The organism is Paenibacillus sp. FSL L8-0644, from assembly GCF_038008165.1.
In the GTDB taxonomy this organism is placed as follows: Bacteria; Bacillota; Bacilli; order Paenibacillales; family Paenibacillaceae; genus Paenibacillus; species Paenibacillus polymyxa_D.
Genome location: NZ_JBBOYN010000001.1, coordinates 3,395,441 through 3,409,224, shown reverse-complemented (window position 1 = coordinate 3,409,224; position 13,784 = coordinate 3,395,441). Strand labels below are relative to the sequence as shown.

The 13,784-nt window shown below is 48.4% G+C and carries 10 protein-coding genes and 1 tRNA gene; 6 read left to right on the top strand and 5 right to left on the bottom strand.

All coding sequences use genetic code 11. The features are described from left to right. Positions 1 to 371: 371 nt before the first annotated feature. Positions 372 to 1,613, bottom strand: a complete 1,242-nt coding sequence (locus NSS94_RS15420; RefSeq protein ID WP_029517674.1) for a nitrate/nitrite transporter — start codon at positions 1,611 to 1,613, stop codon at positions 372 to 374. 419 nt (positions 1,614 to 2,032) lie between these two features. Between NSS94_RS15420 and nirB (NSS94_RS15415) the strand changes: the two genes are divergently transcribed. Next, positions 2,033 to 4,207 (top strand): nitrite reductase large subunit NirB, encoded by a 2,175-nt coding sequence (nirB, locus tag NSS94_RS15415; protein ID WP_341039603.1) that lies wholly within the window; start codon positions 2,033 to 2,035, stop codon positions 4,205 to 4,207. Between the two features lie 81 nt (positions 4,208 to 4,288). Continuing rightward, positions 4,289 to 6,469, top strand: a complete 2,181-nt coding sequence (gene nasC / locus NSS94_RS15410; RefSeq protein ID WP_341039601.1) for an assimilatory nitrate reductase catalytic subunit NasC — start codon at positions 4,289 to 4,291, stop codon at positions 6,467 to 6,469. A 126-nt stretch (positions 6,470 to 6,595) separates the two neighbouring features. Here nasC and NSS94_RS15405 read toward each other — a convergent pair whose 3' ends face one another. Continuing rightward, positions 6,596 to 7,669 (bottom strand): anthranilate phosphoribosyltransferase, encoded by a 1,074-nt coding sequence (locus tag NSS94_RS15405; RefSeq protein WP_341039599.1) that lies wholly within the window; start codon positions 7,667 to 7,669, stop codon positions 6,596 to 6,598. A gap of 19 nt (positions 7,670 to 7,688) precedes the next feature. Then, on the bottom strand, positions 7,689 to 8,291 hold the full coding sequence (locus NSS94_RS15400; protein ID WP_025718435.1) for an ANTAR domain-containing response regulator: 603 nt from the start codon (positions 8,289 to 8,291) through the stop codon (positions 7,689 to 7,691). Between the two features lie 445 nt (positions 8,292 to 8,736). Here NSS94_RS15400 and nirB (NSS94_RS15395) point away from each other — a divergent pair, with 445 nt between their 5' ends. Beyond that, complete coding sequence (gene nirB / locus NSS94_RS15395) at positions 8,737 to 11,169, top strand: nitrite reductase large subunit NirB (protein WP_341039597.1); 2,433 nt, start codon at positions 8,737 to 8,739, stop codon at positions 11,167 to 11,169. A 12-nt stretch (positions 11,170 to 11,181) separates the two neighbouring features. Next, complete coding sequence (gene nirD, locus NSS94_RS15390; protein ID WP_029517667.1) at positions 11,182 to 11,511, top strand: nitrite reductase small subunit NirD; 330 nt, start codon at positions 11,182 to 11,184, stop codon at positions 11,509 to 11,511. A 249-nt stretch (positions 11,512 to 11,760) separates the two neighbouring features. Here nirD and NSS94_RS15385 read toward each other — a convergent pair. After that, a tRNA-Val gene (locus NSS94_RS15385) sits at positions 11,761 to 11,832 on the bottom strand. A 142-nt stretch (positions 11,833 to 11,974) separates the two neighbouring features. Here NSS94_RS15385 and NSS94_RS15380 point away from each other — a divergent pair. Further along, positions 11,975 to 12,418, top strand: coding sequence for a GNAT family N-acetyltransferase (locus NSS94_RS15380; RefSeq protein ID WP_029517666.1), 444 nt, complete (start codon positions 11,975 to 11,977; stop codon positions 12,416 to 12,418). Between the two features lie 87 nt (positions 12,419 to 12,505). Next, on the top strand, positions 12,506 to 12,742 hold the full coding sequence (locus NSS94_RS15375; RefSeq protein WP_069010570.1) for a DUF3892 domain-containing protein: 237 nt from the start codon (positions 12,506 to 12,508) through the stop codon (positions 12,740 to 12,742). A gap of 108 nt (positions 12,743 to 12,850) precedes the next feature. Here NSS94_RS15375 and NSS94_RS15370 read toward each other — a convergent pair whose 3' ends face one another. Next, the gene (locus NSS94_RS15370) at positions 12,851 to 13,609 is read right to left on the bottom strand and encodes an MBL fold metallo-hydrolase (protein ID WP_069010571.1); all 759 of its coding nucleotides are present in this window, start codon (positions 13,607 to 13,609) and stop codon (positions 12,851 to 12,853) included. Positions 13,610 to 13,784: the final 175 nt, after the last annotated feature.

The following is a 13,784-nucleotide window of genomic DNA, read 5'->3' as shown; positions in this document are numbered from 1 at the left end:
CCTTCTTTCTAGAAAATTACATTTAGTTCATCCTTGAACAATTCGTGAACAAGTATACGCCTTATTTTAAACCAAGTGAACAAGTATGTTGTGTGAAAAATGGTTATATAAGTGTTTACATAAGAGAAATTATGAAAATAAAAGCGATTTTCAATGTTTTTTAAATGAAAATTTCATTTAATTTTCATAATATTTTCGGGAAACATTGATCAAATGTGATAATTATCATAGTTTTTATAGGTGTGATTCGATTGAGTGTGCATGAAAAATAGCTTAACTTCATTTTATATAAACGAAGTTAAGCCATTTTTTGGGCTATAGGGATGATTGAGGGACAATTCAATGCTTCGCAGCTTTATATTTAATGAATATCAGGCATTTAATTCTCCAATGCGATTGACGGCTTCATCAGTAACTGTAGCAGAGCGTCGCATCCAGCTGTTACGCCATTTCAATTGCATTATGATGACGAGGGTAAAGGCACAGAACGTAAGTAGGCTCAGACAGATGAAGCCCGGCATATAGGAACCCGTTGATTTGTACAGATGACCCAGTATAAGAGGGAGAAAGTACCCGCCTATGCCACCAGCAGCGCCGACGATGCCGGTCATGAGCCCGATTTCGTTGCCGAAGCGCTGCGGCACGAGCTGGAATACAGAGCCGTTGCCAGCGCCAAGGCACATCATGCCTACGAACAGCAGCACAACTACCACGGTAAGTGGCGGTAAAAACGCAATGCCGGCGAGCATAATCCCGGCCCCCGCATACAAGTACATTAGCATGCGTGAACCACCAATCCGATCGGATAAAAAACCACCTACAGGACGAAAAAAGCTTCCGGCAATCACACAAACGGTTGCAAAATCGGCGGCATGTACCGCGGAGAGGCCATACTGGGTATTGAAGAAAATAGTCAAATAATTAGAAAGGCCAACGAATCCGCCAAACGTCACGCAATAAAAGGCACAGAATACCCAGGCATCCCTCTGTTTGAGCACCGAAGCATATTGCGACAGATTTTTTGGTGCCGGGCGGTGAGGGCTGTTGCGGGCAAAAATACTGAACAGAATGAAGACGATTAAGATGGGGAGGATGGCCAATCCGAAAACGGCTTCCCAACTGCCAAAATGTTGAGCAATGCGGTTGGCGAACAAAGTCGCAAGGACGGTACCACTATTACCGGCTCCGGCAATTCCCATAGCCAAGCCTTGATGCTCTTTGGGGTACCATTGACCGGCTAACGGCAGCGCAGCTGCAAATGAAGCTCCAGCTACGCCCAGGAGTAGGGCAACAACGTATAATTGCTCCAGCGAATCAACCCACAGCCAGCCGAGCAAAAGCGGGATGATCGTGACAAGCATACCAATCTGTCCTGTGAGCTTGGGACCGATATAATCCGACATGAATCCGAGCACGAGCCGCAGCAGGGAACCACCGAGTATGGGTAGAGCGACAAGATTGGCTTTTTGTACAGGGTCCATTGGATAATCATTGGCAATTACAACGGCCAACGGTCCGATCATCCCCCATATCATAAAACTGATATCAAAATACAGAAAGGAACCAAATAAGGTGGGCTTGTGTCCGCTTTTCCAGAAACTTTTTTTGTTCATTCTCCATCTCTCCTGTTCTAATTGTTGTTCTTTGTCTGCAAAATGTAATTTGAACATGAAAAGCCGCAAATCGCCCCTACATGGTATCTAGGAAACGGTTTGCGGCTTCATTGCCGTGGTTGACACACTTCATTGTGAGTCGACTTGGTATGATCACGTTGGAGTGATTTTAATTCAAATTATAAAAAAGGATCTAATGTATGTCAATATACATAACACAAATTCGAGAAAAAAATTAAATAAAAGGTGAAAATATAGTTTTCATGTATTGAATGTTGACATGACATTCACAATTCAGTAATCTTAGATACATATCGGCACAACGATGTGCCGACTTTTACGGCAACGGTGCCCTTTTCCATTGAATGGAGAAGGGCTTTTTCTGTCTTATTTTATTCGGAGAATGGGGCTGGTTTAACATGATGAAAAAACTGGTCGTCGTCGGCAATGGTATGGCAGGCATCAAATGTGTGGAGGAAATACTCAATTTGGAGCCAGAGCGGTTCCAAATCACGATATTTGGTGCAGAGCCCCGTCCCGGGTACAACCGAGTGCTCCTGTCCAAAATGCTTCAGGAGGAGAGCTCATTTAAACATATCGTTACCCATGACTGGGACTGGTATGAAGAGAACGGGGTAAAGCTGTACGCGGGTGAACGCGTCTGTCGTATTGATGTTGCAGCCGGGATGGTGGAAACGGAATCCGGCATGAAAGAACCTTATGACATGCTCATATTGGCAACGGGCTCATTGCCTTTCATGCCGCCCATTCCTGGAGTGCGAAAACAGGGAGTAATTGCTTTTCGTGATGTGAATGATTGTGAAACCATGGCTAGATATGCCAAAACATACCGCAGGGCCACGGTTATCGGAGGGGGGCTGTTAGGACTTGAAGCTGCTCAAGGCCTGCTGAATCTAGGGATGGAAACTGAGGTTGTTCATAATGCGCAGTATCTTATGAACCGTCAGCTTGACCGGACGGCAGCTGTGCTTCTGCAGCGAAAGTTGGAGGAACAGGGCATGAGGTTTCATTTGGCGAAGGAAACGGTCAACATCATAGGCCGAAACAGGGCACAAGGCTTGATGTTTGCGGACGGGAACAGGCTGGACACGGATTTGGTTGTGCTGGCGGTTGGTATCCGACCGAATATCGAATTAGCTCAGGATAGCGGTCTGACTGTAAACCGCGCCATTGTCGTGGATGATTATATGCGCACGAGTATTCCTGGTATTTATGCCGTCGGCGAATGTGCTGAGCACCGGGGGATTTCATACGGACTGGTGGCGCCGCTATATGAGCAGGGCAAAGTGCTGGCAAAAGTTATTTGTGGTCGTGAAACGGCTCCCTATGAAGGGACGATTCCGTATGCGCAGCTCAAGGTAGCGGGGATCCATGTGTTTTCCGCAGGAGACATTCGCGATGAGGGAAACGAGACAGCAGTTATGGAATATAACGGGATGCTGGAGGTTTATAAAAAAGTGATGATGCACGGCGGTGCTGTCACTGGCGCCATTTTGTACGGAGATACGGCGGAAAGTACCTCGTTGCTCGGAATGGTACGGCGCGGGGCGTCCGCTACAGAGCTTACATCCCGGGATAACAGCCGGAGCAAAGCAGAGGATGCGGCAGCCGCACTGCCGGAAGAAGAAACGGTATGTGCGTGCAACGGCGTGAGTAAGGGGGCTATTTTGCGAGCGATTGCCACGGATAAGCTGAAGACGGTGGAAGAGGTGAAGAGCCGGACCAAAGCGTCCGGTTCCTGTGGGGGATGTCGGCCGCTGGTGGCTGCACTGGTCAAAAATAGTTTGTCCCGATCCACAGATTCCGGACCTGTAGTTACTCCAACCGCCCAAGAAATTGTCCCTGTGTGTGGATGTACGCATTACGATCATGATTCGCTTAAAACAGCTATGGTGGACGCAATCTGTCAGACTCCAGGTGAAGTAGTATCCCGTCTCGGTTGGACTAGACAGCAGGGGTGTGAATTGTGTCGTCCGGCTGTACTTTATTACTTGGAATCTCTCGGGTTGCGCGACAGATCTGCGACAACTCCATTAGGGGCTGGCGTTGCGGTTCAGGTCACACCGCAGTACGGAGGAGAGGCGCCCTCTGCGGGTCTGCGCTTTACGAACCTAAATGCCGAGGATCGGTCTTTTGTTGAGTCGGATCTGATGGATCAGGCATTTGTAGAAGTAGCCTGGCTAAGAGAGCGGTTGGCAACTTTATGGGCAAGTCTCGCATTGCCAGCGTTAGTTACAGTTGCTATTTGTCCTGGATCGGCATATCCCGGAGGTGTACTTGTCCACGATATTGGAATATCTCGTTCTCCAGCAGGCTGGGAGGTCTATGCGGGTGGCCATGCAGAGCATCCGGTTCGCCAGGGGCAGCTGCTTGGATTGGAGGAAGACCCGACAGAAGCGGTTCTGCTGACTGCAACTTGCTTGCAAATATACCGACATAGTGCCCGGTATGGGGAAAAAATGTGGGAGTGGATGGAAAGGACTGGTGTTCTGGCATTACGGGAAAGTGTGCTTGACGCTGCTCTTCGAAGTGGTCTAGCGGGTAGTCTGCGGACCACAATGCTGACAGGATGACGGGTTGAGTTGGAGTTATGGCGAATTATCTATCGTGCAGACGATAAAATTCCGAAAAATGGCGAAAGGGAGGTGGCTTTGATGTGTCAGTCAGGAGAAGGCAAACCGGAAGCTGGGCTACATGTACCGTCAGTAATGGATACGCAGTGCCCGTTTTGCAGCGTGCAATGTAAGATGACCGTTAGCACGGGTACAGAGACACTTGCGGGTATCATTCGTACAGTGTATAAGGCGGAAGGGAAGCATAATGCAGCCTCGCAGGGTAGGTTGTGCATCAAGGGAATGAATGCGCATCAGCATGCGACTCATGCGGAAAGGCTGGTACAGCCCCTCATTCGCAAAGAGGGCCAACTGGTTCCCGTCAAGTGGGAGGAGGCGTTGGATACTATAGCTAGCAGTTTCTCTACGCTACTGTCCACACAAGGTCCTGATGCAATCGGAATTTACGGTGGAGGTTCACTCTCCAATGAAACGGCTTATTTACTCGGCAAATTTGCAAGAGTGGCTGTAGGTACGCGATATATCGACTATAACGGGCGCTTCTGCATGTCGGCAGCGGCATCCGCTGGCAGTAAAGTGTTTGGCATTGATCGCGGACTGACCTGCAGGCTGGCTGATATTCCGTTGGCTCGTTGTATTGTGCTCGCAGGTACGAATATCGCTGAATGCCAGCCGACCTTAATGCCTTACTTTCACCAGGCGAAGGAAAACGGCGCCTTTGTCATCGTAATTGACCCGCGCGCGACACCAACGGCGGCCGTCGCCGATTTGCACCTGCAAATCAAGCCGGGTATGGATGCTGTGTTGGCCAATGCCATGCTAAAGGTCATCGTGGACGAAGGATTTGCGAATGAAGAGTTTATCCGCAAGCGGACCAATGACTATGACCAGCTGTTGACTCATTTGAAGGGTGTGGATCTGAGAGAATCGGCTGCGTTGTGCGGAATTGAGGTAGAAATGATCCAGCAGGCAGCACGTGCCTTTGGCAGTGTGGAGACGGGCATCGTTTTTACGGCCAGGGGTGTTGAACAGCAGACAGATGGACATATGGCGGTGCGTGCATTTCTTAATCTGGTGCTGGCCACTGGCAAGATTGGAAGGGAAGGATGCGGTTATGGAGCTATCACGGGTCAGGGAAACGGGCAAGGGGGGCGAGAGCACGGTCAAAAGGCTGACCAGCTTCCTGGTTACAGATCAATTGAGGATGAAGAAGATCGAGCCTATGTGGCATCCGTGTGGGGAGTGGAACCAAGCAGCTTGCCGGGTAAGGGAGTGTCTGCTTATGAAATGATGGAGCTTGTCCATCAGAAACAAATCCAAGCCTTGTTCGTAATGGGCTCTAATCCTGTAGTATCTAACCCGAATGTCCGGCTGGTGGAGAAAGCCCTCAAAAAGCTGAATCTGCTGGTTGTGGCGGATATGTTTCTCACGGAAACCGCGCGAATGGCTGACGTCGTTTTGCCTGTGACATCTTATTTGGAGAATACGGGGACGATGACCAATCTGGAGGGCCGCGTTCTGCTACGGGAAGCGGCGAGGCCCGCACCAGGCGAGGCTAGAGATGACTGGAACATTTTGTGTCAGGTGGCTGCAAAGCTAGACAAGGGCAGCTATTTCTCGTACAGGGATGCCGAGCATATCTTTGAAGAACTGCGGCTCGCCAGCCGGGGCGGTCCTGCCGATTACTACGGGATCACATACGACAGGCTGCGTCGTGAAGAAGGAGTATATTGGCCATGCCCGTCTACGGACAGAGCCGGTATGGATACAATGTTTCGGGAAACCTTTGCCCATTCTGATCAAAAGGCTGTTTTTACGGTGGTTGAAAGCTGTGGAGCAGGAGAGGAGATATCAGAGGAGTACCCGCTTATTTTGACGAACGGCCGTGTACTGGCTCACTATTTGACCGGTGCACAAACGCGCAGAAGTCCGTCGCTGGCCGCGCGAGAGATTGAGAATTATGTGGAAATTCATCCGCGGACAGCGCGACGCTGGCACATCAGGGACGGGGAGTGGGTAGAAATAGCATCACAGCGCGGCTGCTTCACTGTCCGCAGCCGGATCAAACCACATATCCGCGAAGATACGCTCTTCGTGCCCATGCATTGGGGTGGGATACAAAATGTTAATCGGGCGACCCGCCCTGATCTTGATCCGTTCTGTCGGATGCCTGGCTTCAAAACGGCAGCTGTACGCATCCGTCCCCTTCATCTGGCTGCAGCCGCAACCAGTGCAGATAACGAGGAATGGTCGGAGTTCTAGAGCAGGACGGAGTAAGTGACTTTTTCTTTGCATAAAAGGCCAGCCCCCTTGTATGAGTGAGGGAGCTAGCCTTTTTGAGTTGGACAGTTTAGGGCTCGTAATCACTAGACTGCGTGACGCCAGTAATTATAAATGCAATCGGGTTTCAGATCTGTCTGCTCCCGTTTTTATTTCTGTTCTGAGCATGGCTTCCCGCCAGTGACAATACAAACCCCAGGCGTGCCCATTTTCTAGCAGCGGTTTGCAGGTATACAAACCTTCCTCTATGGAGTCAACTCGCCCTGCAACGAACAGCCGGACCGCACTGTTGAGTAACACTTGATTCGAAAAGGCTATAGAAGCTGTGCCTTGTAGCACTTCCTCCGTAATGCGCAGTTGTTCAGCGGGGGTCCAGTTATGCTCTGGTACCACCGAATCCAGTCCGTACATTTCCGGATCAATAACCTGTAATGATACTTCGCCGTTAGCAAGCAGGTAAGTCCGGGTCGGCCGATCGATGAACAGATCCTCCGATCCTTCGCTCCCTTGGACGATCAGAGCTCTGTGGTAATTCAGATTTTGTATGAGTTTCGCCGTCTTTTCGAACACAGTATTGTGGAAAACGCCGAATACAATATATGGGGAAGAACCGTAATCAACCAGTTTCTCGGCAGTATTCAGCACTGTGCGAAGCCCCAGTTCTTCGCGAATGGGCCGCATATCTCGCAGAGGCACGCACCACTGTTCGGAGGCTACGAACAGTACACCAGTCAGCTTCGCGGCATGAACGGCGATTTCACGCGTCATGTTCCGGGGCGTTACCCCCATTTCCTGCAATAAAAGCGGGAGCGTAACACCCCATTTGGGAGGGAGAGGTGCACTGCCGTGCATCGTTACAGGAATTCCGCATGAGGCGAGTAGAAAGGCCGTTGCGAAGGTGGCAATAAATGAAGACTTCCTGCCATCATACGGACCGGCGAAATCAATACCTTCCTGCATCGGGAAGCGATGGGTATATTTACGACAGACGTTTACGAATGCTTCCAGCTCGCCAACACTCTCCATTTTAATGCGCTCCGCGGCAAAGAAAGCTCCGATTTGAGCAGGGGTTGCTGATTGGGTCATAATAAGTTCGGCAGCAGCTTCGGCTTCGGCGTAATTCAGATCCCGGGCGCCCCTTTTGCCACGACCAACTTCTTTTAATAATTCAATGATATTCATGTTCAGGCCCCTTTCAGATTTATGCTTTTAACATTTGCTGCGCTTTGACGATAGAAATGGCCACATCAACGATACGTTTGCGTTCGTTCATTGCTTTTTTCCGTAGCACATCATATGCTTCCGCTTCCGGGATACCGTTTACTTCTCCAAGTATTCCTTTCGCCATATCAATCCATTTGCGTTCTTCCAGCCGAGCGGTCAGTTGCTTGCGTTCACTTTGCCAGTGCTGGCGTTCAAAAAAGCGTTTGGCACTAAAATGAAGAGCCCAATTCAGCTCATGGGCTGCCATAGAAGGGGTTAGAATGCCATCAACAGTGACATCAGCTTCACAAGCCTCTGTCGATGATAGCGCTGATTCTGCGCTGCACCACCAGAGCAACGGGACCGCTTTGGCTTGCTCCAGCCTACCACCCCACATGCTAATCGTGCCTACAGGGATGTTTAGTACCGCCGCATCTGCATTAAGGATTAGCTGTTTGATTTCAGATTCATTGCGGCAGGGCAGAGTTAGGTATCCGTTGGATTCTAAAAGGTGTTCAGGTCCTGCCTGCCATGAGGAAACGGCGTGTGTCTGCTCAGATACATGGTCAGAATGTAAGTGAATTACCAACAAGGAACGCAAGCGGGCTCCTCCTCTCTGTAATATGAAGGGTAGTTAGCGATGGGGATGATATTCATTGATAACAAATATGACATGTGATTTTATCCGTTTGCTTTATTTTTCCACCATCATCAAGTTAAAACGGACTTTTAAACCATTTTGGCGTGTTTTGGTCTGAAAATCAATCCTAATTTTGTAGGGAAGTGATATTTTATACGTCATAGACATGTTACATGGTGATAAAATATAATTTTTTATAAGTTTATGCGTAAGGAATGTTGACATATCATTTGAACCATTATATATTAGCTACAATACTTTTTAATTCCATACTCTGATGGATACAACGGCGTATTCGATGAAACGGCAATGGAGCCTGTTTTCTCATGTGGGGGATATTTTGAATCCCCATATGTGAAGCGGGCTTTTTATGTTTTGAGGATACAAATGGAAAGGGAGTGACCTGATGAACAATATCCAAAAGTTAGTGTTGATCGGCAACGGAATGGCGGGGATACGCACTCTCGAACATTTGCTGAAGCTTGCACCAGGTAGCTATGAGATTACGGTATTCGGGGCCGAGCCCCATCCAAACTATAACCGGATCATGCTGTCTTCCGTTCTGGCGGGAGGGGCTGGTTTGCAGGATATTGTCATCAACGACTGGAGTTGGTATGAAGACAACAATATTCGATTGTATACCAATGATCCTGTCACAGCTATCGACACGGAAAAGCAGCAGGTGACATCACGCTCCGGCGTATGCATCTCTTATGATTTGTTGTTGTTGGCAACGGGGTCTAAAGCCTTTATTCTGCCGCTTCCAGGGGCCGACAAGGATGGTGTTATCGGTTTCCGGGATATTCGTGACTGTGAAACGATGATGGAGACGGCGAAGACGCACAAAAAAGCAGCCGTCATCGGTGGCGGATTGCTTGGACTAGAGGCAGCCAGGGGGCTGCTTAACTTGGGGATGGACGTCACAGTTATCCATATTAACGGATATATTATGGATCGGCAGCTGGATGAGGCTGCTTCCCTTATGCTACGGCGCGAGCTGGAAGAGCAGGGAATGACATTTCTGGTCAATAAGCGGACGGTGGCTATAACAGGACGTCGCCGCGTGGAAGGGTTGAAATTTGCCGATGGCAGCGAGTTGGAAGCGGATCTGATCGTTATGGCGGTAGGCATCAAACCAGACATTGAACTGGCGGTGTCGGCGGGAATCCCTGTAAACCGCGGGATCATCGTAAATGATCACATGGAAACGAATATCCCCGGCATCTACGCCGTTGGAGAATGTGCAGAACACCGGGGAATCACTTACGGGCTGGTTGCTCCATTATATGAGCAAGGTGGTGTACTGGCTCAGCGACTCGCGGGAATGGAGACTCCCGGCTACAGTGGTTCAGTTACCTCGACAAGGTTGAAGGTATCGGGTGTCGACGTGTTTTCAGCAGGGGATTACAAGGATGAACCGGGAACACGTTCCCTGCGGTATCAGGATGATATTGGTAGCGTCTACAAAAAAATCGTAATCAAGGAAGAAAAACTGATCGGAGCCGTTCTGTTTGGGGATACGTCTGACGGAGCCATGCTGTTTTCGTTGATCAAAAGTGGCGAGTCGGTGGTTGGCCGAGAGAAAGAGTTATTACTTGGCTTCAATCCTGGTCAACCAGAAGCTAGTGGCTCCATGATGCTGGAGCAGATGCCTGATGACGAAATTGTATGTGGATGTAATGGTGTATCCAAGGGTGACATTGGAGAGGCGGTTGCGGCTGGCTGCCGGAGTGTCGGGGAGATTAAGGCATGCACAAAAGCATCGGCCTCATGTGGCGGCTGCAAGCCATTAGTGGAGGGACTCTTACAGCTATACGCAGGCGCAGAAGCCGGAGAAACGATGAAAGAGGGTATTTGTAGTTGTACGACGCTTGACCGGGAAGCGATCATTGATGGCATTCGGGAGATGGGATTAAAGAGTGTCAAAGAAGTGATGAATGTGCTGGGATGGAACGAACCGGAAGGTTGCACTAAATGTCGGCCGGCCCTCAATTATTATCTAGGTATGCTATGGCCACTGGATTATGAAGATGAGAAGGAATCCAGATTTACGAATGAACGGTACCATGCCAATATACAAAAAGATGGCACCTATTCTGTCGTGCCCCGCATTTATGGAGGAGTTACTTCACCTGCCGACCTGAAGAAAATTGCTGCTGTCGCGGAGAAATACAATGTGCCTCTGGTTAAATTTACGGGTGGTCAACGTCTTGACCTGCTTGGTGTGAAAAAAGAGGATTTGCCAGGGATCTGGGCCGAGTTGGATATGCCGTCTGGATATGCCTATGGAAAGACGCTGCGAACGGTTAAGACGTGTGTAGGTAATACCTTTTGCCGCTTTGGCACGCAGGATGCTATGGGGATGGGCATCCGGTTGGAAAAGGCATTTGAACGTCTGAATGCTCCATCCAAAGTCAAACTGGCTGTGTCCGGTTGCCCGCGTAACTGCGCTGAAGCGACGATCAAGGATTTGGGCGTCGTTGCTATTGACGGTGGCTGGGGGATCTACGTTGGAGGTAACGGGGGTATCAAGGTTCGGGCAGCTGAACTACTTTGTACCGTTAGAACCGAGGATGAAGTGATGGAATGGACCGGTGCCTATCTGCAGTATTATCGTGAGCAGGCCAATTGGAACGAACGCACAGCCCATTGGTTGGAACGGGTCGGAGTGGAATCCATCAAACAGGCACTTTCGGATGCAGAGACGAGGAAGCAACTGGTGACCAGAATTGAAGAGACATTAAGCACGACGACTGATCCGTGGCACGAAATTATTCACAACGAAGAGCTGCGCAAAAATTTTGTGCAGCTGCCGGAACTTAAGCCAGTAATGGAATAGGGGGCTGACAAAATGGAGACCAATACGACAACCAACAGAATCAGAATAGCTAATTTGAACGAAATTGACCGACGTGGAGCAAGGACAGTTCGCATTCATGATACAGAAATAGCTGTATTCCGTCTGAGCGATGGCAGCGTGCATGCACTTGAGAATCGTTGTCCGCACAAAGGGGGACGGTTATCCGAAGGAATGATATGTGGCTCAGCAATCCATTGTCCGCTCCATGACTGGAAAGTTGACCTTTCCACTGGCCGGGTGCAAGAGCCAGATACTGGATGTGTGACTGCTTACCCGACGGAGATTGACGGTGAGAGCGGGGCGGTTTATATCGTAATCTAAGAGTTCTATGCGTATTGTGCTGAGGTCCTGTTTTTTTTCTTCTATATAAATAGAAGGATTAAGGTGAAAAGCTTTGCTGAAGAAAAAATGACATTGTTAAATTACAACGATCTGAGTATACAGAAAAGTCGACCCTATCTTTCCGGGCGGCTTTTTTATCTTATAAGTATCATTTTGATTAAAAAACAGGATAACTGGATTTATCTCTAGACAAACAAAAAAGCCTTGAATATCAAGGCTTTTGACGAATAGGACGGATGGGGATCGAACCCATGACCCTTACCCTGTCAAGATAATGCTCTCCCGCTGAGCTACCGTCCTTCGGTTATTAGATAATATCATGTATTAACCATATATGTAAAGTGAAAAAATAGAAGTCAGCCTGTACTTCATGACCAGTTATATATATAATTCGAATTTAGTGAGTTTACAAATTTGGAGTTAATGATAGGGGGAACAGGTGATGGCCGCAGAAATTATAAGTGTAACAACAGAGGAGCAGCTACAGGAGGCAATATCGATCCGTACCAAAGTGTTTGTCGATGAGCAAAAGGTTCCTCTCGATTTAGAAATTGACCATTATGACAAGCTGGGAGATACGGCCCATCATTTGCTAATTTGTGAACATGGTGAAATGGTGGCCACTGGTCGGTTGACATACTATGAGGAAGATACAGCTAAAATGCAACGTATTGCCGTTCTCAAGGAGCATCGTGCCGCAGGCTATGGACGTGTATTACTGCTAGCACTGGAGGAACGTGCACGTGAATTGGGGTTAAGATACTCGTTGCTAGATGCCCAATGTCAAGCCGAGAAGTTTTACGAAAAGCTTGGCTACGAGACGATCTCCGATGAACCTTTTGACGATGCGGGAATACCGCATGTTCGTATGCGCAAAAAGTTGTAGTCGGCAGCGCAAGGTGCATACAAATCTGTACAATGCGCATGCTAGTAAAAGTTCCTCCACTATACTATGGATAAGGAGCGATACAGCATGGCTAATACAGAACGGGAGCAAATTACAGCAGTACGTAAAAACGGGGATGGCGACCTTATGTCTTTTCAGACATCTACCGGTCGGATTTTAGATTATAGCCAGGCTTTGAATGAGATTGAGACAGGCTCAATTGCAGGCGTTAACGTTTTCAAGGCCAAGGATGGCAGCAAACGAATTCGGGGAGATGCCGACGGAGATCCTTCTAATAACCTGGATCAACTGCCATTGTTCTGACCTTAACTCGCAACACTAGCATTATATTTAAGAACAGCAAGCCGCCTGGCTTTCCTACAAAGGATAGCCAGGCGGCTTTTTGTTAATTGTTAAGCTGTATTTAGCATGCTACTCTGCACGTTCCAACTCTGCAAGTTGATATAATCGTTGCTGTTCCAGAAAGGACATGACGCCAGCTTTATCCCTGAATTGTTCCATATCATCACTATAGTGCATCAGACGAATCAACTCTTGAAGAGATGGCGCCAAGCTTAGCAGCTCGTCCAACGTCGTATGGACTTCTCCGGCACCTTGTAATTGAACCTCATGCAGAATACTCCGACATCCTCGTTCATGCACCAGATGATGAAGCAAATCAGGGTCAAAAACCATATCTGCACTATAAAAAAGGCGGTCATTTATGAATAAGGAATAACTGTTTTTACCAGGAATATGCCGTGTAGGGATCAGCTCCACCTGGATACCGGATACTAATGTAGTGGGCACGCCAGGCGTTATTACGTTTACCTCGAATACATCTTCAAGCTTGTCAATCATACCCTGCTGTGACATCCCGCCCTTGAGTGTATGCTCCCATAAAGGGTGGATTAGGGGTTCGGCGATATAAAGTAGAGGCTTGCGACGATGGAGAATGTTCATTTGAAAACCGAATTCCTCCAAACCTCCGACATGATCTGCGTGAATATGTGTGATTAAAATGGCGTCAATATCAGGCAAAGGGACGCGCATTTGGTGTAATGCTAACGAAGCGGTTGTACCACAATCGATTAGCAGTTTGCCTTCTCCGCTGTCCAGCAGCGCGTTGTTGTTGTAATAATGCTTGGCAAAGGCACTGCCTGTGCCAAGCATTTGTATCGTTAGGCTCATTATGGATTTATCCTCCAGACTTTGTGTACTAGAACATTCTACAGTCGTATTTTACCACCTATGCTGCTGGAACTAAAGATTTGGCTCCTTCTGTAAAAACTTTGGACAATTTGTGAAACACAGCGCAACTTGTGCGGCTGAGCTAGGTATAAATGTACGACAGAAGGTTTTTAAC

Coding starts and splice junctions, on each gene's coding strand:
- nasC (WP_341039601.1), top strand. CDS start 4,289: ATGTGTCAGTCAGGAGAAGGCAAACCGGAAGCTGGGCTACATGTACCG.
- NSS94_RS15420 (WP_029517674.1), bottom strand. CDS start 1,613: ATGAACAAAAAAAGTTTCTGGAAAAGCGGACACAAGCCCACCTTATTT.
- nirB (WP_341039603.1), top strand. CDS start 2,033: ATGATGAAAAAACTGGTCGTCGTCGGCAATGGTATGGCAGGCATCAAA.
- NSS94_RS15375 (WP_069010570.1), top strand. CDS start 12,506: ATGGCTAATACAGAACGGGAGCAAATTACAGCAGTACGTAAAAACGGG.
- nirB (WP_341039597.1), top strand. CDS start 8,737: ATGAACAATATCCAAAAGTTAGTGTTGATCGGCAACGGAATGGCGGGG.
- NSS94_RS15405 (WP_341039599.1), bottom strand. CDS start 7,669: ATGAATATCATTGAATTATTAAAAGAAGTTGGTCGTGGCAAAAGGGGC.
- NSS94_RS15370 (WP_069010571.1), bottom strand. CDS start 13,609: ATGAGCCTAACGATACAAATGCTTGGCACAGGCAGTGCCTTTGCCAAG.
- NSS94_RS15380 (WP_029517666.1), top strand. CDS start 11,975: ATGGCCGCAGAAATTATAAGTGTAACAACAGAGGAGCAGCTACAGGAG.
- nirD (WP_029517667.1), top strand. CDS start 11,182: ATGGAGACCAATACGACAACCAACAGAATCAGAATAGCTAATTTGAAC.